Origin of the sequence: Methylomonas montana, from assembly GCF_030490285.1 — a bacterium.
Classification (GTDB): Bacteria; Pseudomonadota; Gammaproteobacteria; order Methylococcales; family Methylomonadaceae; genus Methylomonas; species Methylomonas montana.
This window is the reverse complement of the sequence record NZ_CP129884.1, coordinates 222,002-241,943: the sequence shown is the minus strand read 5'-3', so window position 1 is coordinate 241,943 and position 19,942 is coordinate 222,002. Positions and strand designations below refer to the sequence as shown.

Below are 19,942 nucleotides of genomic sequence, written 5' to 3'. Positions count from 1 at the left end.
ATCTCGCTCTACCCTTTTAAGCCCTCCGGCTTGGCAACCGCGATACCGCTAGAAGATCGTCGACAGGTCAGCCAGCCGCCCACGCATGACCTGTCATACGCCTATACGCACTGAGCCATGGGCTGAGCGGCGGCGTAAGCCCAGCACCGCCATCCCCGAGGCGAACAGCAAGGCAGCTGGGGGTACGGGCACAGCCGTCAGGCTATTGGCAGACAGCACCACATTGTCCAGCAGCATGCCCATGGAATCAGCTGGCCCACCACTGAAAAACTTAAAGCGAGCCTGCCCCGCATCTGGGATATAGATGCTGCGGATGAAGGTGGTGAAGCCGGCGTCTGAGGCCAACGCGAAGACTTCCTGGTACAGCATTTCCCCGGTGATGCTGACCAGCTCGGCAGTCACCTGATTGCCGCTACGGCCACGCTGATCGCCGGCAAGATCGAACTGCGCGATGAAAAGGCTGTTGGCAGCCAAATCGAAAGCGATCTTGGTGGTAAGAGATCCGTTACCACTTCCCTCCATGTCGACACAGGGAGTGCCGCCACCCGCGCTCTGACACAGCGTAGCAAAATAGCCCGGCGCCAACAGATCAATATTAGCCGCGGTGAAATTTGTAAAACGGCTGTACTCGGCCGCACCCGCGCCGCCATTTTCCAGGTCAAAGTTGTCCGACAGCAGCGCTATTGGCGTTGCTTGCGCCACGTTGACTACGCCGATCATCCAGGCCATCGCCAGCGCCTGTCTCAAGGTTTTGTTCATGATATGTTTCTCCTGCATAGGTATTTGGGATTCGGTGCGCCGCGCCACGAAATGTTTTCAGCGTACTCGCCGGTCCGGCGCAGCAACGCCAAACACGACGTTAGAAATATAAAACAAGCATTGCATTGCAGAAAATGGCTCTTTTGGTGCAGTTTTGGCGGCGCGAAGGGCCATTGCGCTGATTAGCCTGAATCAGCGGATCGCGGGCATCAGAGGAATGGAGGTCGAAAATTGAGAAACAAAGCCGCGCTGCCACGATTGTTGTCACATAACAATCGCAATAAGCGGGCATAAGCTGGGGAGGTTTAGCCGATTGAAATTAAGCTTGCCGGTGTATCAAGCACGAGGGCGGCGATTCCTTACGCCATGCGTATGTAGTCAATCCAAGGTCGACGAAGCGAAGTGAAACGCTTCGGTGTAGATATCCTGATTCCATGCGCCTTTCAGCATGGCCATGCGCTTGGTTTCGTCGACCATTTCCGGATGGCCGGACAAATACACCCGCCAGCCTTTCAAGCTGGGCATGTCCGCCATAGCCACATTGTTGGCTCTGCCCGCGGCTACGCCGGCCGGCGCATCGCCTCGCGATACGCAAGGCGTATAATGAAAATTGGCATATTGACTGGCCATCTCCATCATTTCATCTATCCAATACAACCCATCCATTTCCCCGCCGCCATGATAAAGATGGACAGGGCCAGCGTGGCCCTGATGCAGCGCTTCGGCGGCGATAGCGGCCAAGGGCGCCAGTCCGCTACCGGTGCCGATCAACAGCAGGCCCTGGTTTTTATCGCCCGGCCAGTAGTAGCAAAGTCCTTGCGGTTCGGATACCGCTATGCTGTCGCCGATGTTTAGCTCTTGATGCACCCATTCGCTAAAGCGGCCTCCAGCCAAACGGCGGATATGGAACGACAATTTTTCGCCATGAATGCGGCTATTGGCTATCGCGTAGCTACGCGTCAAGCCATCGCCCCGCTTTAAGTTCACAAATTGCCCAGCGTAATGATCCAGCGCGGCTTTACAGCGTACGCTTACCAACATCGTATCGATATTCAATAATCGCTTGCCGATCACCGTCGCTTCAGTAAAACAATCCTCAACTGGCTTCAGGCTGATGGCCACATCTTGCTGCGGGAAACACCGACAAGCCAGAAAATAATTTTGATGGCGTAACGCTTCCCTTAAGCCTTTTTGCGCCCCTGGCGGCGGTGTACCCTGTAAACAACGCACCAAGCAATTATGACAACGGCCTTGGCGGCAATTGTGCGCAATTTCCACGTTTGCGCGTATTAAGGCGTCAAGCAATGATTCGTCGTCTTCGCAATACAGTTCGCGATCATCCAGCGTGATTTTATTTAGCGACATCCGTCCCCCTTTTTTCTTATTATTCACCGAACCCCATTGTTACCCGCTGGCGCCAAAATTGCCACCTTGCTGCTGAAACTCGCAACGGATTGATTCAGAAATCTTCATGGCGGTTCCGCCCGAACCGAGGCGGAAACAACCGCCAAGCGGCGACGACCAACAAACCGAATAGCGAGTAGACGACAGTAAAAACCCATGCCGGCGCCTCATAGAAAAGAACGCTCCGCAACCAATGCGCAACGAAGCTGCCGACGTAAGCACCACCTTTAGCCTTTGCCCGCAGCCACATTTCCAGAGACGTGAGCGGGCAAACCAACCCGAACCAGGACTCCGCTACCACGATGGCGATTACGCCAAGATGCGCCAATCTAAACCACAAAGCATTGACCCAGCGCCAAGCCAGCAGGTTGCCGGCGACGATTATCGCAAGTCCGCCAACCACAAACACCACCAAGGCCGCGTGCAACAACAGCACCAGATCGGCAAGTAGCCGATATACAAATGTCTCCGACATTCGCCCCCCTAACGCAAGCCGAGCGCCATATTAGAGCACATTACTCTCGCCATCCCATGTGTAAAAGCGATCAAGGCTAAAGGCAACGCCTTTGAGTGCGGATTTTTGACAACCGGACTGCATACAAGTGACACCCTCTTGAATAATGCCACGCGACTTGAGCAAGTAACGCCTCCGTAACTCATCGTCAACGACCTCCCAATTCGATTTGCCGCTCGTTTTTCGCGAAGGCATAGATGTGGCGACCGCAGCGCTGAGAGTCAGGCCAATGCAGCTTGCCGGGCGTCCGATTGGCCGAACGGCTAGGCCAAGCAGCGGAAACGAAAGAAAACATAGGGTGCAACGGCAACCCAGAGTAGGACAACGACCCAGACTCGCCCCTCGAAAATGTTGTAATTCGCGAGCAATTCGGACCAAGAGTGTCCGCCGATAAAATGGAAGAAGAGAAATTCAAATGCCACGGTAAGTGCGGCCCACGCCAGGCCAATGGTAATGGCGTGGCGAGCGGAACACGGCGGGTAAAAGCGAAGGAATACCCAGATAACGGCCCCGAGCGACAGAACGCTGGTCGCCGTCGACACTTGATGCGCGGCAAGCTCACTCATGTATTTGCCATAGCTGAGGTCGCGAGCGGCACCATTTGCTATTGAAACAAGCAGCATGACGAACCATGCGGCGAGGTATTTCCAAGCACCCGAAGCGTCCATGGCGAACGATGTAGGCATGGCCTAGCGTAGAGCTAACCGGCATTGCGCGGCTTTATCGCGTAGCGTCCGATTGACCGCAGAGTTTAGTGTCGCGCTCACTTTCCTGCCATTTCCATGACTTTGCATACCGTTCTCCAATTGCGATCAGTCATTGGGACACCCAAGAGCTTCTCAGAGCTTGCGGCCAGTTTCGACCTACCTACACCCTCAGGCGCGTGCAGGTAACTGTCTTGCTGTAGTGCGATGATTATCCATGAACGTATTTGCGATTGGCTACAACGTGTAAGTGAGGAGCGCCGCGCGAGGCGGAAAAACCGGAGAGCCGCCGCTTGATTGGCGTCCCTTTCGACTACCGAGTTAGGATTCACTGTTGCCAACTCCTGTTGTTGTTGTTGGGTTGTATGAGATCCCATGAATTACCGCATAAGTCCTTGAATACCGCAACTATGCCATGAGCTTGGTTTTCCGGGGAGCGAATGAACTCGACACCCTTACCTTTATAGTTTTCATAGTCTTGCCAGAAGTTGTCCGTGTATAGGAACAAGAAGACACGGCCACCTGTTTGGTTTCCGATATCCTCGGCTTGACGCGGCGTAGACGCTTGTGCCAAGAGAAGACAAGCCCCTTGACTACCCCTCGGTTTTACGACGACCCACCTTTTATTTTGCTCCGGCACAGGAGTATCTTCTACCAGAGTAAAACCGAGCTTCCCGACAAAGAACGACAGAGCTTCGTCGTAGTCGCGCACTACCAAAGACACTAAACCGAGAGATTGATTGAAAGACATACGCAGCAAAGAGTGAGAACCCTAACGTAGAGCTAACCGGCGCTGCGCGGATTTATCGCGCAGCGTCCGTGTGGACTGCCGGGTTGGGCAAGGCCGTTTGAGTTTCAGATAGTTGCATGCGTGAGCAAGCACTCCCAGGTTCATTCACTACACTCCAAAATTATTGCTACTTTCCCCTTGGCATGTCCTTCTTCAACGTAGCGGATCGCCTTGGATACCTCGCTCAGCGGGTAATGCCTATCGATAATGGGCTTTATCTTGCCGGATTCCAGAAGTGCCTTCATGAACAGCAAATCCTTCTGGTTTGGCGTCGAGGTCAGCGCTCCCATTTTCTGCTTCCCAATCAGGGAAATCCAAGGCCCCAGCAGCAGGGCTTGAAATAGCTGCCCCGTGCTGCCCCCGGCCATCACATACGCACCACTGGGGGTGAGGGCTCCCCTGTAATCGAAGATGGAGCGATTTCCGTTCACCGCAAGGATCAGGTCGTATTGCCGTCTGCTTCTGGTGAAATCCTCCTGCGTGTAGTCAATCACATGGTCGGCGCCGAGAGAGAGCGCCAAATCAATCTTTCCCGTGCTACACACGGCGGTGACTTCAGCCCCGAAATACTTGGCAAGCTGTACCGCAAACGTGCCGACACCACCGGAAGCGCCATTGATCAATACCTTTTGCCCCGCCTGTATCCGCCCCTTGTCGCGCAGACCATGCAAAGCGGTGAGTGCAGCCAACGGCACGGCTGCCGCCTCCTCAAAGGAAATGTTGGCCGGTTTCAAAACCAACTCACTTTCGCGAGCGCATTTATATTCGGCAAAACCGCCAAAGCCACTTGCGAATACATCCCCGAACACCTCATCTCCCGGTTGAAACTGGTGGACATTCTTGCCCACCGCCTCAACCCGCCCGGCGATGTCCGCACCGAGGGTTTGGAATTTTGTCGGCTTCAAGAGCCCCGCGTAAAAGCGAACCAGAAATGGATCGGCCCTCAGCATCCGCCAGTCAGCAGCATTCACGGATGCGGCATGGACTCTTACCAGTACTTCGTTGTCCTTGGGCAACGGCTTCTCAACGTCCCTCATGCGAAGAACCTCGGTCGACCCATAGGTTTCAAAGACGATTGCTTTCACGCGTCATTTCCTCTGCGTTTGTTTTCGTTCGCGGTCTCTTGTTGCCCAACGGCAGTCATAACCGGCAGTGTGGAGCGGCGCATATTTTTCGCGCCGCTCCACACTGCCCGAGTTCATGGCGTGGTTAGGGCTCATAGTGCAAGAAAATGAGCGATGGGAGATGGTACATTTCCTGGCCTTTAGGGATGACCAGGAATTCTTCCTCAATTCTGAAGGGGGCAGCGAAGTCCGCAATGATTTCCGCGCCAGCTTCACTCAATAGCTCCTTATCTGCATCTGTTGCCGTTTCGTCAAAAATGCTGCGAGTATGAATCACCGTGGCGCCCACCTCTACAGAGAACGCCCGCAATGAACATGGCACACGGCCCCAAAGGGCTCTTTGCGCGCAGAGGCGAATGTCCGGTTGTACGTCTTTTTCCATTGCCCTAACGTGGAAGTGAGCGGCCACGTGTCCAGCGCGGCCGCTGCAACTGCTTGTTAGGCGCTGGCACACGGGAACTATTGGGGCCAGTTGGCTCGCGCACGTGCGATCTCCTGCAAAAGCTCATTGACGAGCGCTTCAGGCGCCGAAAAGCAAACCTCCCACGCTTCGTCGTCAGGGCCAACTAGCACCGTCAAGCGGCCATCTTGGCAGGACCAGAACGCGGAGCTGCCGAGACACTTGCCGGCGGCGACGGATTGGCGTGCGAGCCAACGTGCGTCGCCGACCGAGCGAAGCCGCTCAAGCTCGAGCTCCGACACCATCACGTTGAACTCACAATCCGGGCTGTTCAACTTGACGAAGAAGTACGCCGCTCCGCTGTCGCTCGTGCCTGCGTTGATCGCTACGGAGTACATCGGGATCCTATGCGCCTAACGTAGAGCTAACCGGCGCTGCGCGGCTTTATCGCGCAGCGTCCAGCGACCGAAGGGAGCGAGGTTGAGCGCCATGTTATGTTGCAACGGTCACAACCATTTCTCGACCTCGTGAAGCTTCAACTGTCTTGCGCGAACAGATGCTTCATGTAATGGTCAACAAAAACCGGACACCTGTTCAGGCAGCGTTTCTATAAAATTCCCGCTCGAATTCGATCGGGGATTGATAGCCCAATGTTGAGTGCGATCGACGACCGTTGTAAAAAGCCAAATAGTCGATCACGCTCAGTTTTGCCGCCTCTTGGGTTTTGAATTTTTCGTAGTTGAGCTGTTCATGCTTCAAGCTACGGAAAAAGCGTTCCGTCGGCGAATTGTCCCAGCAATTGCCTTTTCGGCTCATGCTTTGCTCCATGCGCATCACGGCCAGATGTTGGCGATATTCCCGACTCGCATACTGACTACCACGATCCGAGTGATGCAGCAGACCAGGCGACGGTTTACGACGCCAGAAGGCCATTTGTAAGGCGTTGACACAGAGCGAAGTTCGTATGTGGTCGTCAATCGCCCAGCCCACCACTTGCCGGGAGAACAGATCGATCACGACCGCGACATAAAGCCAGCCCTGTAGCGTCCAGACATAGGTAATATCCGTCGTCCACACTTGATTCGGCTGAGCGACCTTGAATTGGCGGTCCAGCCGATTGGGTGATATGGCCTCATTGTGGTTGCTGTCCGTGGTCACTTTAAATCGTTTGGGGTAGCGAACTTTTAACTTCAACTCCCGCATGATCCGCCGCGTTTTAAAGCGACCGGCAGTAATCCCCTGTTTTTGCAAACGATCGGCTAGGCGACGCGAACCAAAGCACTGCTTATTGTCGATAAAAATCTGCTTGGCTGTTTCGGCGATTTTTCGATCTTGTTGATCTTTATCGCTGTCTTTCGGGGCTTTTAACCAATCGTAATAGGCGCTGGTACTCACCTGCATCACTCGACACAGCACGGTCACTGGATACGTCTTCTCTTGCTCTCGAATAAACCCGTACTTTATTCGGTTTCTTTCGCAAAGAAGACGGCCGCCTTTTTTAATATTTCGCGCTCCATCCGCAACTGTTCATTTTCCTTGCGCAAGCGAATCAATTCGTCATGCTCACCCAACGTCACGCTGATTTTTTTCGTTACCGAACCCATGACAGAGGGCTTGCGTTCCGCACGAACCCAGCGTCCCATTGCGCTTAGCGATACGCCCAGATGATCCGCAGCCTGCTGTTGACTGTAACCTTTTTCCAGAACCAGCTTGGCAGCATCTTGCCTAAATTCCAAACTGTATTTAGGACGGTTGTGTTTATTCTCGTTTTTCATGGTCACCTCCACTGACAGTATAAAATCTGCCTTTAGAAGTGTCCGGTTTCATTAAACCATTTCAGAAGAAGAGCGGCTCTGCTTTCTTGCCTTTGAGCCTGTCGAAGAAAGTTGGTTTGGGACGAACTGCATCGAGTTCCTGAGCAAGGTCGAATTCCCGCATGTAGAACTCAAAGCCTGTGAGGAATGATCTTCCAAGAAGCTCCTTGTGATGCGGCTTCTCGATTTCCACTTTGAATGGAAGAAACCCCGTGTGGGTCTGGAATGAAAATGTGGGGTGAATTTCGCAGCGCATTCCCAGGCCGTTGAGACGTTCAACCCATCGGGGGATTAGCGAATCGTCTGCCGACGGTGCAAAGACCTGCATTTCAAGGCTCATGCGATTCTCCCTGCAACATAACGTACTAGCTCAGGGACGGGTTGGGCAGATAGTGTTTGCCCAAGATAGTTCACGATGTACTCCACAGGCTCTTGATCTTTGCTTTGGAGGGTCGCATGGCAGACGGTGCAGTAATCATCCTTGCCTGGGTCAGGCGTGAAACAAAGAGTGGCGAGCGAGAGATCAGATACGGAAAACCCTTCGGAGGCCAAAATGGTTTCAAATTTCTCGCGTAGGCTTTTCAGTGACGACCTCAAGGGCTCGATTTCAGCGAACTGAAGAGGGCAAGGGTCGGCTAAAAGTAAATTGACTTGCATGCAGCTAACGCCCGCATTGCGGCAGGCGCGCATGACGTGCGGATGGACACAGGACAGGCCGCTCACTGCATGGTGGGCAATGCTGTGACACACGCTCCGGAGTCGTTTTCTACGCGGCATGATGTTTAGACGCCCAATGTAGAGCTAACCGGGCGCGGCCCGGAAAGCTGAAAAATAAAACCGCATTATGACCGCGCTCCGGTTGAGCGCCATGTTAGGTGACATTTGTTGAATGCTCGCAAAATTCACAGAATGCAATGTCATCCGCGACTTTTCCACGACGAACATAAAACCAGAAGTCGGGCAGGATATTTTCGATACCATCCCGAACATCTTCTCGATTGACTGTTAAATGCCCACATTGGTGACATGACCTGATTTTGTAATCCTCACCGCTGAGCCGAAACGATTGATAGTCATCGAAGGAGATGCCATGCCGCTCGGCTAGTCCGTGGAGGTCTTTCAGAAAACCGGCAAACCGCGTGTCATCTGGCGAAGTATCCTGGTAATGCAGTACGAGCTGAATTGCATAGGTATTCATGGCGGTTGTAACCTAACGTAAAGCTAAGGGGCGGGCGCGATAGCGACCGTCCCACTTGAGCGCTGGGTTAGCCAAACGCTGAAAAGTCACAGAGACCACCCCTTAAGCCTTACTATCTCCGCGACCAAAGCGGGTATATCTTGTTTGGCGTTTGCCATGAAGTCTTGGTCGGCATCAGTTGCGCCTGAAAGCTCTATGTCATTTCCTGCGGTGCGAATAAAACTTGAACCGCTGTCATGATCGCGACCTTCAATGAAGGACACCCACGGTCCAGGTGTTGTACTTCCGCACTTGGCCAAAATTTCTCGAAGGTATTCGATGGTAATGTAAGTTTCGTCCATATATGGCTAACGTTTTGGGTAAGGTGCGGCCCGCTTGCGGGACGTCCAGCGGAGGCCGAAGGCCGCAGCGGCCTTGACCACAATGTTAGGCCTTGGCTGGTTGCTCATAGATTTGGATGACATGTTCTGGGCCGAAAGCTACTGAAGCACCTGACTGAAGCTCTTTTGTGCAGTAGGGGTCATTGTCGAGTAACCCGATGTATCCACCCTCAGCTCTTGACTGAACACAAACCCACATGCGCTCAACGTGCACTTCATCCCCGATAGAGAAACGGAAAATTACCTTAACTATTTCGCCGGGCAATAATGCCTCGCGCGCCTCGCGAGTAGGAAGATAGAAAGTTTCGGGAAACTCCCGGTGCAAATCTTCTCCGTTGTCGAGTGTGTAATTCATAGGGCCTAACGTGAAAGTAAGGGGCGCGCCGAAGGCGCGTCCCTCTTGACTGCAAGGTTAGGCATTTACACTCCCCCCTTTTTCATAACGCCGGACTATTGCAAACGCCCTGTGGCGAATAGCTTGCGAGTAATGTTTATTTTCAACCAGCAAATTGAGCACTGAAAGTATTTCAGCGTCAACCGGCACGCCTTGCTCCAACCAGCCTACAGCTAAAGCCGCCCAATACTCAGTTGGCCAATTGAGCCCAGCGAGAACAACGTCACGTGCACCAGCTTCAGTTGAGACGTAATTCGATACTGGTGATTCAAGATGTACAACAAGTGAACGCACATCCATATTCATGCCTAACGTAGAGGTGACCGGCGCTGCGCGGCTTTATCGCGCAGCGTCCGGTGGATTGATGGGTTGGGCAAATGGCTTAGATACACAACACGTCAAGCCTTCTCGAACGAGGTGCCGGTGAATGCTGTGAGCCTTTCCTCAGCCAAAGGGTAGGATGTTTTCCACACGATGGCGCCGAGGGTGCCGGCCGCGAAACTGCCAGCATGGACGGCGTACGCCACACCGTCCTGTGAGCCAAGGGCGAGGGAGATCAATTGCAGGCTACCCCAATAGGGAAGAAATACCCAAGCCGGAACAGTGAACCTCTTCCAGAACCAACCGAAGAAAACCACCATGCGAATCCGCGCTTCGGGGAACAGCGGAAGGTAGGCTCCCATGAGGGCAGCGATGGCTCCAGAAGAACCGACGACGGGGACGGGTGAGTCAGGAAAGAACGCCCAGTGTAGAAGAAAACCTGCGATGCCGAGGGCGGGGAACAGTCCAAGCAAGAGTCGCGGGCCGAACAGTCTTTCCAACGTTCGACCAAACACAACGAGAAAGAGACAATTTCCGGCGAGGTGGAAGACGTCTCCGTGCAGGATGGAAGCCGTGACGAGCGTGTAAGACTCGACAAACGGGTGTAGGGAAAATCGCAGGGGGAAGAACGCTAAGGCAGTCATGGCCGCTGCATGCCACGAGCCCACAAAGAATAGCGGAAGATTGATAAGCAACAGGATGGCCACGAGAGCGAGTACGGCCCACGCACGGCCACCCACCACTAAGTTGTCGCGGTAGGGGAACATTTATGGCCTGAAAATGCTGAGCAGGTCTACCCCATCCGGGATGGTGACGCGGCGATTGAGTTTGTCGGCATCTTTCCACTCACTTCCGTTGTGGACTTGAACTTTCTCCTCGATCAGTTGCGACTTGCATTTCGGACAACCATGGAGAACCGTTTTGACGAGGACGACTCCTTTTTCGGCTTTTGCCTTTTCCTCGGAACGAATCAATGCCGCGAACTCTGGGCCGTCGACTGGATGCTCGAATAATGCATCGTAGTAGGGCGAGGCCGAATCTCCATCGGAAAAGGTTTTCTCACGTTTGGAGAGCGGGCGAAGATACAGGTTGCATTTCTCGCAGACTGGTTTCGTCGCGAGGAAGCCATACACGCTGAGACCCCCGACGAGGAACCCGACGAACTGGAAGGCAGCGAGCCAATAGCCAAACGAACCAACCTCGCCGGTGTCCGTCATGGCGCGACCGATGCTGTAGTGCGCCGATGTGAGTGAGATGTCGAGATACTGTCCAAACGGAATAAAGTCGGATACTCGTCGACCGTCGTTGAGCACAAGCGTGCTATAGCCCATGTAGTAGATCAGGAGTTGTGTAAGCCCGGCGATAACAATCATTTGGGCCAGCAACGACAAGCCCGCCCGCTTATGAAAATACAGGCTACCGAAATAATAGCCGGAGGCTGCGGCGAACCCTGTTAGTAGCGCACCAACGGGTACTACGACCCATATGCTGAATGTGAAAAAATCGAACCCGGTCATTCTCGACATAACAACAACGGCGAGCGCCGTCAAAACGGAAGTAACAAGGCCACAAGCAGCTACACCAAACGAATTCGCGATGTCTTTCATTTTGTTCCCTCCCGAGATTGAGTCAGCATAGTCTGCATTGCCCAACGTAATGTATACGACATCACTTGTCCTATAATCCAGGGCATAATGTCGTATAATCCTTTTTTCATGATGGCAAGTTATTGTTTGTAAACGAATTGGCTCGGGCAAACGGGACATGTTATGGAAACAAATACGACATCGGCGCCGCCTAAAAAACTACTGGATCAGGTGCGCGATAAAATTCGTTTCAAGCACTACAGCCTGAGTACCGAGGATACCTACGTCTCGTGGATTAAGCAATTTATTTTGTTTAACGGCAAGCGTCATCCGACAGAGATGGGCGCGGCCGAAGTCGAACGGTTCTTGACCTATCTGGCAACCGAGCGGCATGTCTCCAGTTCCACGCAAAATCAGGCTTTGTCGGCCATTCTGTTTTTGTATCGCGACGTGCTAGCGGTGCAATTGCCTTGGTTGGACGGCTTCGAGCGCTCGAAAAAGCCGCGCAGATTGCCGGTGGTGTTGACCACGGCCGAAGTACAGCAACTGCTCAAACACGCGGAATCGGCGCCGCCGCCCATAGGCCTCCTCATTCGCTTGCTTTACGGCACCGGCATGCGATTGATGGAAGCGGTTCGTTTGCGGGTCAAGGATGTGGAGTTATCCCGCAAGGAGATTGTGGTTCGCGACGGCAAGGGCGGCAAAGACCGCGTAACGATGTTGCCGGATAGCTTGTTGGAGCCGATGCGGACGCAACTGGCGCTGCGCAAGTCTTGGCACGACGAGGATTTGCGCTTGGGGAAAGTCGATGTCTGGTTGCCCGACGCGCTGGCGGTCAAATATCCCAACGCGGCAAGGGAATGGGGTTGGCAATATGTGTTTGCAGCGGCAAATTATTCCGTCGATCCGCGTTCCAAGGTCGAACGCCGCCACCATGTCGATGAAAAGCAGGTGCAGCGCTATGTCAAAAAAGCGGCCGCGGCGGCGGGCATTGTCAAACCGACTTCGCCGCATACCCTGCGCCATTCTTTTGCGACCCATATATTGCAAGCCGGTTACGACATTCGTACCGTGCAGGAATTGCTCGGCCACAGCGATGTGGCGACTACCATGATTTACACCCACGTCCTCAACAAAGGCGGTAAAGGCGTGACCAGTCCGCTGGATTTAATTAAATGACCACCAAACCGAGCAACAAATCAGCGGAAATTCATCGGCGCCAGGTCTTGCCAAAACATCACCATCCCGCGTAAGCCGATAGGCGTTTCTCCGCATGATAGTTACCGATGGCTATAGCGCAGCTGTCGGAAACACGACAGCTTAACCCGCCTGATTTTCGCCATCCTCGAACACCTTGTCATAAACCTCGCGCAAGCTGAGCTGGCAATCGATACTTTCCAACGACACGCTCGCATCCAGCCCCTGCGCTTCGCTCAATATCCAGACTTCGCCTTGGCGCAGATAGCGCTCGATGCCGGCTTGATCCTGCGTTACCAGCAGATATTCGCGCAAACTGGCGATTTTTCGATAATGAGAAAACTTGCCGCCGCGGTCGTAGGCTTCGGTGGACGGTGACAACACTTCAATCAGCAACGTTGGATTGAGCAGGGTGTCCATCTGGGCGTCTTCAAATTCCGGTGTGCCGCAGACCACGGCGATGTCCGGGTAATGATAGCTGCGGGCCTTGGCGGCCTTAACCCGCATGTCGTTGATATAGGCTTCGCAGGGGCGTTGTTTGAGTTGTTGGCTGAGTTCACGAGCAATATTGATGGTTATCAAATTGTGCGCTCGGCTGGCTCCGGTCATGGCATAGATTTGTCCGTCGTGGAATTCGCTTTTAATGGACGCGCTACGTTCCAGGCTTAAGTATTCTTCGGCGGTATAGTGGGTTTGTTGAAGCACGGCGGACATGAATCACCTCGGCAAATCATTGCAAATAAGGGCGCAAGTTAAATTATTGTGCGGCAAAAGGGATTAGCTCTTACAAAATAACACTGGCTACCGATGGGCTACTGCTCAATGTGATTCCGATTCTACGGAAAAACTAAAATATAACGCAACTCCCTATTTTCGTTTTAACTGGTTTCTTAGAATGCCCCCAAATGGCCTCAGCATAAAACCCGTTAGCCTGAGATAATAAGCGCCTCGTTATTTGTGTTCAGCAGCCGTCATAGTGTCCACCAAACTCAATCCCCAACAACAAGCTGCCGTCAAAATCATCGATAGACCTTTGCTGGTACTCGCCGGTGCCGGCAGTGGCAAGACGCGGGTGATCACAGAGAAGATCGCCTATTTGGTACAGCAAGGCATCGCCGCACGTCATATCGCAGCGGTGACTTTTACCAATAAGGCGGCCCGGGAAATGAAGAGCCGGGTCGGGCGTTTGCTGGATGACAAGCAGGGGCGTGGCCTCAGGGTGTCCACCTTTCATTCCTTGGGTTTGGATATTTTGCGCGCCGAGCACAAGGCGCTGGGTTATAAGGCCGCGATAACCTTGTTCGACGAGCAGGACCGGTTGACCTTGCTGCGTAATTTAATCAGCCACGGCGTCGGCGGTTGTGATATCGATCAGGTCGAACAGTACAATTGGCAAATCGGCCAATGGAAAAACGCTTTTATCACACCACTGCAAGCGTTGAGCCAATCCGATGCCAACAGCTTGCCGGCTGCGCTGCTTTACGAGGCCTTTACCCGCAGCCTGAAGGCTTATAACGCGACCGATTTCGACGATCTGATTTTGTTGCCGGTGCTGCTGTTCCAGGAACACCCAGCTGTACTGGAAAAGTGGCAGAACAAGATTCGCTATCTGCTGGTGGACGAATACCAGGATACCAATATCACCCAGTATCAATTGGTCAAACTATTGGCCGGTAATCTCGGCCGTTTCACCGTGGTCGGCGACGACGACCAATCGATCTACGCCTGGCGCGGCGCGCAGCCGGAGAATCTCGGACAGCTGCAAAAAGATTACGGCCGTTTGCAGGTCATCAAGCTGGAACAGAATTACCGTTCCGCCGGGCGGATTTTGAAAGTGGCCAACCAATTGATCGCCAACAACCCCCATGCCTTCGAGAAAAAATTATGGAGCGAATTGGGCTATGGCGACCCGCTACGGGTGTTGAGTCATAAGAACGACGTTGCCGAAGCCAAGCAAGTCACCGCCGAGATAGTCCATCACCGCTTCAAAGTCGGCGGCAACTACGGCGATTATGCGATTTTGTATCGAGGCAACCATCAGTCGCGGCTGTTCGAGAAGGAATTGCGCGAGAACAATGTGCCCTATTTCATCAGCGGCAGCGCCTCGTTTTTTTCCTATGCCGAGATCAAGGACGTATTGGCCTATCTGCGCTTATTGGTTAATCGCGACGACGACGCAGCGTTTTTGCGGGTGATCAACACCCCGCGCCGCGAGATCGGCCCGACCACATTGGAAAAACTCGGCGCCTACGCCAACGAACGGCATATTAGTTTGTTTGCGGCCTGCAGCGAGTTGGGCCTGCAGCAGCGGCTGGCGGAAAAATCGGTGCAACGCTTAGCCAAGTTTTGCGACTGGTTGAAAGAGACGGCGATCAGAATAGAGCGCGAAGATACCTTTGTCGTGATCAACAAGATGATCGACGAAATTAATTATTCGGCTTGGTTGCAGGAGAACAGTAAAACCCCGGCCTCGGCCGAGCGCAAATTGAAAAACGTCTATGAGTTGATCGAATGGCTACAACGCATTGCCTCCAAGGATCAAGGCGAGGATAAGTCCTTAGCCGATGTGATCGCCAAGGTGATGCTGTTGGATATTTTGGATCGCAATCAAGAGCAGGAAGCCGGCGATCAGGTCAGCCTGATGACTTTGCATGCGGCCAAGGGTCTGGAGTTTCCGCATGTGTTTTTGATCGGCATGGAGGAAAACCTGCTGCCGCATCAAAACAGCATCGAGACCGATAATATCGAGGAAGAACGGCGGCTGGCTTATGTCGGCATCACTCGCGCCCAACAGACTTTGACCTTTAGCTATTGCACCCATCGCAAACGCTACGGTGATCTGGCCGAGTGCGAACCCAGCCGGTTTTTGAACGAATTGCCGGAAGAGGATCTGGAATGGGCCAACAAAAAGCAGTTGGCTCCGGAAGAAATCAAGCAGCGCGGCAAGGCCAGCCTTGCCGCGCTGAAAACCATGTTGAATTAGCTTATTGCAACACCACGAAAAACGCCTCGCCGCCGCGTTGCAGATTGACCAGCAACGGGGTATTCGGATTGACCACTTGCTTGATCTCGTCCAGGTTTCTGACGCGGTAGCGATTGGCGGTGACAATAACGTCGCCCGGCCGTAAGCCGGTTTTCCAGGCTTTGGAGTTCTGTTCGACTTTTTCGATCATGATGCCTTCCACCTGATCCTTGGGCGTGACGCCGAGCACGGCGCCGCTTAGCGTCGGATGCAGTTTGCCGCCGTCCAGTTGCGGCCTTTTCGGCTTGCCTATAGTAGCTTGCAAGGATTTACGTTCCTCACCGCGCATCACTTCCAGCGTGGCGGTATCGCCGATTTGCAACAAGCCGACCGCATTACGAATCTGGCTACTACCGCCTTTGACATCCTGACCGTTGATAGCCAGGATAATATCGCCCGGTTCCAGACCGGCTTTTTCGGCGGGCGAACCGGCTTCGACTCTACTCACGACCGCGCCGTGTTGGCTTTTCAAGGCAAAGGCTTTCACCAGTTCCGGCGTCAAATCCTGGGTAGTGACGCCGAGCAGGCCTCTACGGACTTCGCCGTGCTGCACCAAAGACTCCATCAGTCTGACCGCCATATTGGACGGAATCGCGAAACCAATACCGACGTTGCCGCCGCTCGGTGCCAAAATCGCGGTGTTCATGCCAATGAATTCGCCACGCAAATTGACCAATGCACCGCCGGAGTTGCCCGGATTGATCGAGGCATCGGTTTGGATGAAGTCTTCGTAGCCTTCTATGCCCAGTCCGGAGCGGCCCAAGGCGCTGACGATACCTGAGGTTACGGTTTGACCGAGGCCGAAAGGATTTCCGATCGCCACGACGAAATCGCCCACCTTAAGCTGGCCGGAATCGGCGATTTTCAGCGCGGTCAGGTTGTCGGCAGGGATTTGAATCACCGCCACGTCCGCCTCGGGATCGGTGCCCAACAGTTTAGCGTTGAGCTGGCGGCCGTCGGCCAGCGTTACAGTGATTTTGTCCGCCTTGTCGATCACATGATTATTGGTCAACACATAGCCTTGATCCTTATCGATAATCACCCCAGAACCAAGGCTATTGCGTTGTTGCTGCTTTGGGTTATTGGGAATGTTGAAAAAACGCCGGAATACCGGATCGTTCATCAACGGATTTTCCTGTACCCGCACATTGGTGGAGGTAGAAATATTGACGACCGCCGGCATGCTTTGCTCCAACATCGGCGCCAGGGACGGCAAGGGTGAACCGTCGACTTGTCCTGGCAATACCGCATTGACCTGCCAACTGCTCAGGCTAAACAAAATAATCAGGAATAGTTTGCTTATGTTCATCATGGTTTTGCATTCTAGGCAGTTAAGTTGCCAGCATGGACATGCTGGGTGACAAAATGTTTCACTGAGAGTTTACTTAATAATCGACTATCATAGATCAAGTTTTCTTGTTGGATTCCTTTCACTTTTTTATCTGCAACGAGTACGTGGCTGTCGACATCCATTCTGCTGAAGGCCGTGCCATCCGGCAATTAATTCCGTTATCCACTTTGCCTTTCAATAAATTTGAGGCGCTATGCGCGCAAATCAAGATTGAGGAAGCGGAAACAGGCCAATTTTTATTCAAGTGTGGCGACGAGCGCAATGATTTGGTTTATCTGATAGACGGTAGCGTAACCTTACAAACCGACGCGTTAAAAATCGAGACGATTAAATCCGATAGCCCTTCCGCGCGCTTTGCGCTGGCTCATCAAATCCCCAGAAAAGTGAACGCGGTCGCTAATAGCAGAATTCGTTTTTTGCGATTAAATGCTGATATGATGAAATTCGCTCAAGATGTTCCGTATGAAGAAACCGAGAGTTATATGGTAGTTGACGACGCAGAGGGCAATGACGATTGGATGACGACTTTATTGAAGTCGCCAGTATTTCGAGCGCTGCCTCCAGCCAATTTGCAAAAGATTTTGATCGGCATGGAAGAAGTTAGCGTGGATGCCGGCGAGATCATCGTTAACCAAGGCGATGCCGGCGACTTTTTTTACATCATCAAAAAAGGTCAATGCCTGGTTAGTAGAAAGCCGTCCGCTAATGCCAAGGAAATCAAGCTAGCACAATTGACGGATCAAGATACCTTTGGCGAGGATGCCTTGATCTCCGGGGAACCTCGGAATGTCTCTGTTACCGCTTTGACGGACATGACCTTGCTGCGTTTGGGTAGAGAGCAATTCCTGACGCTGATCAAAAAGCCAACCCTGAAATATATCAGCTATCAAGAAGCACAAGATCTGGTTGCCAAAGGCGCCGATTTAATCGATGTCAGAGAGCCTGACGAATATAAGCCCAGACACCTGCCGATGAGCATGAATCTGCCGTTTTTTTCGCTTCGGATGCAGATCAAAACCTTGAATCGCCAACATCCGATTGTGGTGGTTTGTCAGAATGGCAAAATCAGTGAAACAGCGGCATTTATCTTGATGCGGCATAAATTCAATGCGTTGATTTTGCAAGGCGGGATCAACGCCATTAGTCCCGACCAATTGAAAGCGCCTTCGTCGTTTCAGATCGATGACGGCATCGAAACCAGCAATTTTAGAGAAGTTATCAGCGAAACCGCTAGCACCCAAGTGTTGTCTGAACAACCTTCGGCCCAAGACGATTTAGAGCGTTTGCGTCGTTTTCTTCAGCAACTTAAAACCAAATACAATATTTTGGAAGCTGAAAAAAAGGCTTTGGAGATGAAGTATTTAGCGCTTGCCAAGTATACAGAGTCGCTAAAGGCGGAACTGGAAGCGATCAAGAAAGCCGATGGCAGCGGCTAGCCGGACAAATCCGCTAGCCCGCCAACGCCTTAAAGCAGATCAATAACGCAGAGTTATTTGATTTTGGCTTCTTTGTAGATTACATGTCTGCGAACCACGGGATCAAATTTTTTGATCTCCATTTTTTCAGGCATGGTTTTTTTGTTTTTGGTGGTGGTATAGAAATGGCCGGTGCCTTCGCTAGAAACCAGTTTGATTTTGTCACGCATTTTCAGTCTCCTTAAAATTGTTCGCCGCGTTTGCGCATATCGGCCAATACGGCATCGATGCCGTTTTTGTCGATGATACGCATGCCTTTAGACGATACTCTCAAACGAACCCAACGGTTTTCGCTTTCCACCCAAAATCTGTGGTGATGCAGATTAGGCGTAAAACGTCTTTTGGTTCTGTTCATCGCGTGTGAAACGTTGTGCCCGCTGATCGGGCGTTTACCTGTTACTTGGCATACTCTGGACATGACTACCTCAATGCGAGCTTTTAATTCAAAATAGCCGCGCTTTATATCAAAAAAACTTTTGTTGGTAAACAACAGCCTGGAAAATAAATTTGATAAAATCGCTTTTATTTCCACTTGCTTCGGATATTACAGGACTTTAATGGCTATCAAACTCGGCATGGTCATGGACCCCATCGACCAAATCAACATCAAAAAAGACACCAGTTTCGCGATGCTACTGGAAGCCCAGGCGCGCGGTTGGGAATTGCATTACATGGAACTGTCTGACCTGTTTATGCACAACGGCGGCGCTTACGCCCGCACGCGCTTGCTGGAAGTGCAACGCGACGAAAAGCAATGGCACCGTTTTCTCGGCGAGCAGCAAATTCCGCTGGCCGAGCTCGATGCGATCATCATGCGCAAGGACCCGCCTTTCAACCAGGAATATATTTACGCCACCTATATGCTGGAGCAGGCCGAGCGCCAAGGCGTTTACGTGGTCAATAAGCCGCAATCGCTGCGCGACGCCAACGAAAAAATGTTCACCGCCTGGTTTCCGCAATGCTGCACCGACACGCTGGTGGCCAGAGATCCGCAAAAAATCCGCGACTTTCTACAAGAACACAAGGAAATCATCCTCAAGCCGCTGGATGGCATGGGCGGCGCATCGATCTTTTACGTTCGCGAAAACGACCCCAACCTCAGCGTGATCCTGGAAACCATGACCCAGCACGGCACCAGCTTCATCATGGCACAGAAATATTTGCCAGCCGTGAAAGACGGCGACAAGCGCATCCTGGTGGTCAACGGCGAGCCAGTGCCTTATTGCCTGGCGCGGATTCCAGCCAGCGGCGAAAGCCGCGGCAATCTGGCCGCCGGCGGGCGCGGCGAAGGCCGCGAATTGAGCGAACGGGACCGCTGGATCGCCGAACAAGTCGGCCCGACCCTGCGCGAAAAAGGTTTGATATTCGTCGGCCTGGATGTGATCGGCGATTATCTTACCGAAGTTAACGTCACCAGCCCGACTTGCGTACAGGAACTGGATAAGCAGTTCGGTATTAATATCAGCGCCCAATTAATGGACCACATCGCCGCCAAGCTACACGCCTAAT

Annotated in this window: 25 protein-coding genes; 4 read left to right on the top strand and 21 right to left on the bottom strand. The window is 52.8% G+C overall.

From position 1 onward, the window contains the following. Positions 1 to 93: 93 nt before the first annotated feature. From QZJ86_RS01180 to QZJ86_RS01100, 17 genes are all read right to left on the bottom strand, one after another. Complete coding sequence (locus QZJ86_RS01180; protein ID WP_301935853.1) at positions 94 to 759, bottom strand: hypothetical protein; 666 nt, start codon at positions 757 to 759, stop codon at positions 94 to 96. Positions 760 to 1,137: 378 nt separating this feature from the next. Next, complete coding sequence (locus QZJ86_RS01175; protein ID WP_301935852.1) at positions 1,138 to 2,124, bottom strand: 2Fe-2S iron-sulfur cluster binding domain-containing protein; 987 nt, start codon at positions 2,122 to 2,124, stop codon at positions 1,138 to 1,140. A gap of 94 nt (positions 2,125 to 2,218) precedes the next feature. Continuing rightward, entirely contained in the window at positions 2,219 to 2,638 is a 420-nt protein-coding gene (locus tag QZJ86_RS01170; RefSeq protein ID WP_301935851.1) for a DUF2784 domain-containing protein, read from the bottom strand. Between the two features lie 302 nt (positions 2,639 to 2,940). After that, entirely contained in the window at positions 2,941 to 3,363 is a 423-nt protein-coding gene (locus QZJ86_RS01165) for a hypothetical protein (protein ID WP_301935850.1), read from the bottom strand. A gap of 346 nt (positions 3,364 to 3,709) precedes the next feature. After that, positions 3,710 to 4,132, bottom strand: coding sequence for a VOC family protein (locus QZJ86_RS01160; protein WP_301935849.1), 423 nt, complete (start codon positions 4,130 to 4,132; stop codon positions 3,710 to 3,712). A 140-nt stretch (positions 4,133 to 4,272) separates the two neighbouring features. Further along, a complete protein-coding gene (locus tag QZJ86_RS01155; protein WP_301935848.1) occupies positions 4,273 to 5,256 on the bottom strand; it encodes an NAD(P)-dependent alcohol dehydrogenase in 984 nt (327 codons plus the stop codon). A gap of 124 nt (positions 5,257 to 5,380) precedes the next feature. Next, positions 5,381 to 5,677, bottom strand: coding sequence for a hypothetical protein (locus QZJ86_RS01150; protein WP_301935847.1), 297 nt, complete (start codon positions 5,675 to 5,677; stop codon positions 5,381 to 5,383). A 77-nt stretch (positions 5,678 to 5,754) separates the two neighbouring features. Then, positions 5,755 to 6,093 carry a hypothetical protein gene (locus QZJ86_RS01145; protein ID WP_301935846.1) on the bottom strand — a complete coding sequence of 113 codons (339 nt, stop codon included), beginning with the start codon at positions 6,091 to 6,093 and terminating at the stop codon, positions 5,755 to 5,757. 196 nt (positions 6,094 to 6,289) lie between these two features. Then, entirely contained in the window at positions 6,290 to 7,144 is an 855-nt protein-coding gene (locus QZJ86_RS01140) for an IS3 family transposase (RefSeq protein WP_301939067.1), read from the bottom strand. Positions 7,145 to 7,155: 11 nt separating this feature from the next. Beyond that, on the bottom strand, positions 7,156 to 7,470 hold the full coding sequence (locus QZJ86_RS01135; protein WP_301935845.1) for a transposase: 315 nt from the start codon (positions 7,468 to 7,470) through the stop codon (positions 7,156 to 7,158). A gap of 61 nt (positions 7,471 to 7,531) precedes the next feature. Then, complete coding sequence (locus tag QZJ86_RS01130) at positions 7,532 to 7,849, bottom strand: hypothetical protein (RefSeq protein ID WP_301935844.1); 318 nt, start codon at positions 7,847 to 7,849, stop codon at positions 7,532 to 7,534. A gap of 531 nt (positions 7,850 to 8,380) precedes the next feature. Then, on the bottom strand, positions 8,381 to 8,707 hold the full coding sequence (locus tag QZJ86_RS01125; RefSeq protein WP_301935843.1) for a hypothetical protein: 327 nt from the start codon (positions 8,705 to 8,707) through the stop codon (positions 8,381 to 8,383). An 86-nt stretch (positions 8,708 to 8,793) separates the two neighbouring features. After that, positions 8,794 to 9,048 carry a hypothetical protein gene (locus QZJ86_RS01120; protein ID WP_301935842.1) on the bottom strand — a complete coding sequence of 85 codons (255 nt, stop codon included), beginning with the start codon at positions 9,046 to 9,048 and terminating at the stop codon, positions 8,794 to 8,796. 85 nt (positions 9,049 to 9,133) lie between these two features. Next, positions 9,134 to 9,442, bottom strand: coding sequence for a hypothetical protein (locus QZJ86_RS01115; RefSeq protein WP_301935841.1), 309 nt, complete (start codon positions 9,440 to 9,442; stop codon positions 9,134 to 9,136). Between the two features lie 57 nt (positions 9,443 to 9,499). Next, entirely contained in the window at positions 9,500 to 9,787 is a 288-nt protein-coding gene (locus tag QZJ86_RS01110) for a hypothetical protein (protein ID WP_301935840.1), read from the bottom strand. Between the two features lie 92 nt (positions 9,788 to 9,879). Beyond that, positions 9,880 to 10,569 carry a rhomboid family intramembrane serine protease gene (locus QZJ86_RS01105; RefSeq protein WP_301935839.1) on the bottom strand — a complete coding sequence of 230 codons (690 nt, stop codon included), beginning with the start codon at positions 10,567 to 10,569 and terminating at the stop codon, positions 9,880 to 9,882. After that, complete coding sequence (locus QZJ86_RS01100) at positions 10,570 to 11,409, bottom strand: hypothetical protein (RefSeq protein WP_301935838.1); 840 nt, start codon at positions 11,407 to 11,409, stop codon at positions 10,570 to 10,572. It lies immediately after the preceding gene. Between the two features lie 162 nt (positions 11,410 to 11,571). Between QZJ86_RS01100 and QZJ86_RS01095 the strand changes: the two genes are divergently transcribed. Continuing rightward, entirely contained in the window at positions 11,572 to 12,567 is a 996-nt protein-coding gene (locus QZJ86_RS01095; protein WP_301935837.1) for an integron integrase, read from the top strand. A 141-nt stretch (positions 12,568 to 12,708) separates the two neighbouring features. On the opposite strand, the gene QZJ86_RS01090 is transcribed toward QZJ86_RS01095, so the two are convergent. Next, positions 12,709 to 13,299, bottom strand: coding sequence for a Uma2 family endonuclease (locus tag QZJ86_RS01090; RefSeq protein ID WP_301935836.1), 591 nt, complete (start codon positions 13,297 to 13,299; stop codon positions 12,709 to 12,711). Between the two features lie 262 nt (positions 13,300 to 13,561). On the opposite strand from QZJ86_RS01090, the gene rep reads away from it, so the two are divergent. Further along, positions 13,562 to 15,568, top strand: a complete 2,007-nt coding sequence (gene rep / locus QZJ86_RS01085) for a DNA helicase Rep (protein WP_301935835.1) — start codon at positions 13,562 to 13,564, stop codon at positions 15,566 to 15,568. Between the two features lies 1 nt (position 15,569). Here rep and QZJ86_RS01080 read toward each other — a convergent pair whose 3' ends face one another. Next, on the bottom strand, positions 15,570 to 16,919 hold the full coding sequence (locus tag QZJ86_RS01080) for a DegQ family serine endoprotease (RefSeq protein ID WP_301935834.1): 1,350 nt from the start codon (positions 16,917 to 16,919) through the stop codon (positions 15,570 to 15,572). A 143-nt stretch (positions 16,920 to 17,062) separates the two neighbouring features. Here QZJ86_RS01080 and QZJ86_RS01075 point away from each other — a divergent pair, with 143 nt between their 5' ends. Then, entirely contained in the window at positions 17,063 to 18,394 is a 1,332-nt protein-coding gene (locus tag QZJ86_RS01075) for a cyclic nucleotide-binding domain-containing protein (protein ID WP_301935833.1), read from the top strand. Between the two features lie 53 nt (positions 18,395 to 18,447). On the opposite strand, the gene rpmG is transcribed toward QZJ86_RS01075, so the two are convergent. Together rpmG and rpmB are read right to left on the bottom strand one after the other, a co-directional pair. Then, complete coding sequence (gene rpmG, locus QZJ86_RS01070; protein ID WP_196434738.1) at positions 18,448 to 18,603, bottom strand: 50S ribosomal protein L33; 156 nt, start codon at positions 18,601 to 18,603, stop codon at positions 18,448 to 18,450. Between the two features lie 11 nt (positions 18,604 to 18,614). Next, complete coding sequence (rpmB, locus tag QZJ86_RS01065) at positions 18,615 to 18,851, bottom strand: 50S ribosomal protein L28 (RefSeq protein WP_301939065.1); 237 nt, start codon at positions 18,849 to 18,851, stop codon at positions 18,615 to 18,617. A 139-nt stretch (positions 18,852 to 18,990) separates the two neighbouring features. On the opposite strand from rpmB, the gene gshB reads away from it, so the two are divergent. Continuing rightward, complete coding sequence (gene gshB / locus QZJ86_RS01060; protein WP_301935832.1) at positions 18,991 to 19,941, top strand: glutathione synthase; 951 nt, start codon at positions 18,991 to 18,993, stop codon at positions 19,939 to 19,941. Position 19,942: the final 1 nt, after the last annotated feature.

Bases quoted from the DNA above. Each gene is read 5' to 3' on its own strand.
- QZJ86_RS01180 (WP_301935853.1), bottom strand. From the start codon at position 759: ATGAACAAAACCTTGAGACAGGCGCTGGCGATGGCCTGGATGATCGGC.
- QZJ86_RS01175 (WP_301935852.1), bottom strand. From the start codon at position 2,124: ATGTCGCTAAATAAAATCACGCTGGATGATCGCGAACTGTATTGCGAA.
- QZJ86_RS01170 (WP_301935851.1), bottom strand. From the start codon at position 2,638: ATGTCGGAGACATTTGTATATCGGCTACTTGCCGATCTGGTGCTGTTG.
- QZJ86_RS01165 (WP_301935850.1), bottom strand. From the start codon at position 3,363: ATGCCTACATCGTTCGCCATGGACGCTTCGGGTGCTTGGAAATACCTC.
- QZJ86_RS01160 (WP_301935849.1), bottom strand. From the start codon at position 4,132: ATGTCTTTCAATCAATCTCTCGGTTTAGTGTCTTTGGTAGTGCGCGAC.
- QZJ86_RS01150 (WP_301935847.1), bottom strand. From the start codon at position 5,677: ATGGAAAAAGACGTACAACCGGACATTCGCCTCTGCGCGCAAAGAGCC.
- QZJ86_RS01145 (WP_301935846.1), bottom strand. From the start codon at position 6,093: ATGTACTCCGTAGCGATCAACGCAGGCACGAGCGACAGCGGAGCGGCG.
- QZJ86_RS01135 (WP_301935845.1), bottom strand. From the start codon at position 7,470: ATGAAAAACGAGAATAAACACAACCGTCCTAAATACAGTTTGGAATTT.
- QZJ86_RS01130 (WP_301935844.1), bottom strand. From the start codon at position 7,849: ATGAGCCTTGAAATGCAGGTCTTTGCACCGTCGGCAGACGATTCGCTA.
- QZJ86_RS01125 (WP_301935843.1), bottom strand. From the start codon at position 8,707: ATGAATACCTATGCAATTCAGCTCGTACTGCATTACCAGGATACTTCG.
- QZJ86_RS01120 (WP_301935842.1), bottom strand. From the start codon at position 9,048: ATGGACGAAACTTACATTACCATCGAATACCTTCGAGAAATTTTGGCC.
- QZJ86_RS01115 (WP_301935841.1), bottom strand. From the start codon at position 9,442: ATGAATTACACACTCGACAACGGAGAAGATTTGCACCGGGAGTTTCCC.
- QZJ86_RS01110 (WP_301935840.1), bottom strand. From the start codon at position 9,787: ATGAATATGGATGTGCGTTCACTTGTTGTACATCTTGAATCACCAGTA.
- QZJ86_RS01105 (WP_301935839.1), bottom strand. From the start codon at position 10,569: ATGTTCCCCTACCGCGACAACTTAGTGGTGGGTGGCCGTGCGTGGGCC.
- QZJ86_RS01100 (WP_301935838.1), bottom strand. From the start codon at position 11,409: ATGAAAGACATCGCGAATTCGTTTGGTGTAGCTGCTTGTGGCCTTGTT.
- QZJ86_RS01095 (WP_301935837.1), top strand. From the start codon at position 11,572: ATGGAAACAAATACGACATCGGCGCCGCCTAAAAAACTACTGGATCAG.
- QZJ86_RS01090 (WP_301935836.1), bottom strand. From the start codon at position 13,299: ATGTCCGCCGTGCTTCAACAAACCCACTATACCGCCGAAGAATACTTA.
- QZJ86_RS01080 (WP_301935834.1), bottom strand. From the start codon at position 16,919: ATGATGAACATAAGCAAACTATTCCTGATTATTTTGTTTAGCCTGAGC.
- rpmG (WP_196434738.1), bottom strand. From the start codon at position 18,603: ATGCGTGACAAAATCAAACTGGTTTCTAGCGAAGGCACCGGCCATTTC.
- rpmB (WP_301939065.1), bottom strand. From the start codon at position 18,851: ATGTCCAGAGTATGCCAAGTAACAGGTAAACGCCCGATCAGCGGGCAC.
- gshB (WP_301935832.1), top strand. From the start codon at position 18,991: ATGGCTATCAAACTCGGCATGGTCATGGACCCCATCGACCAAATCAAC.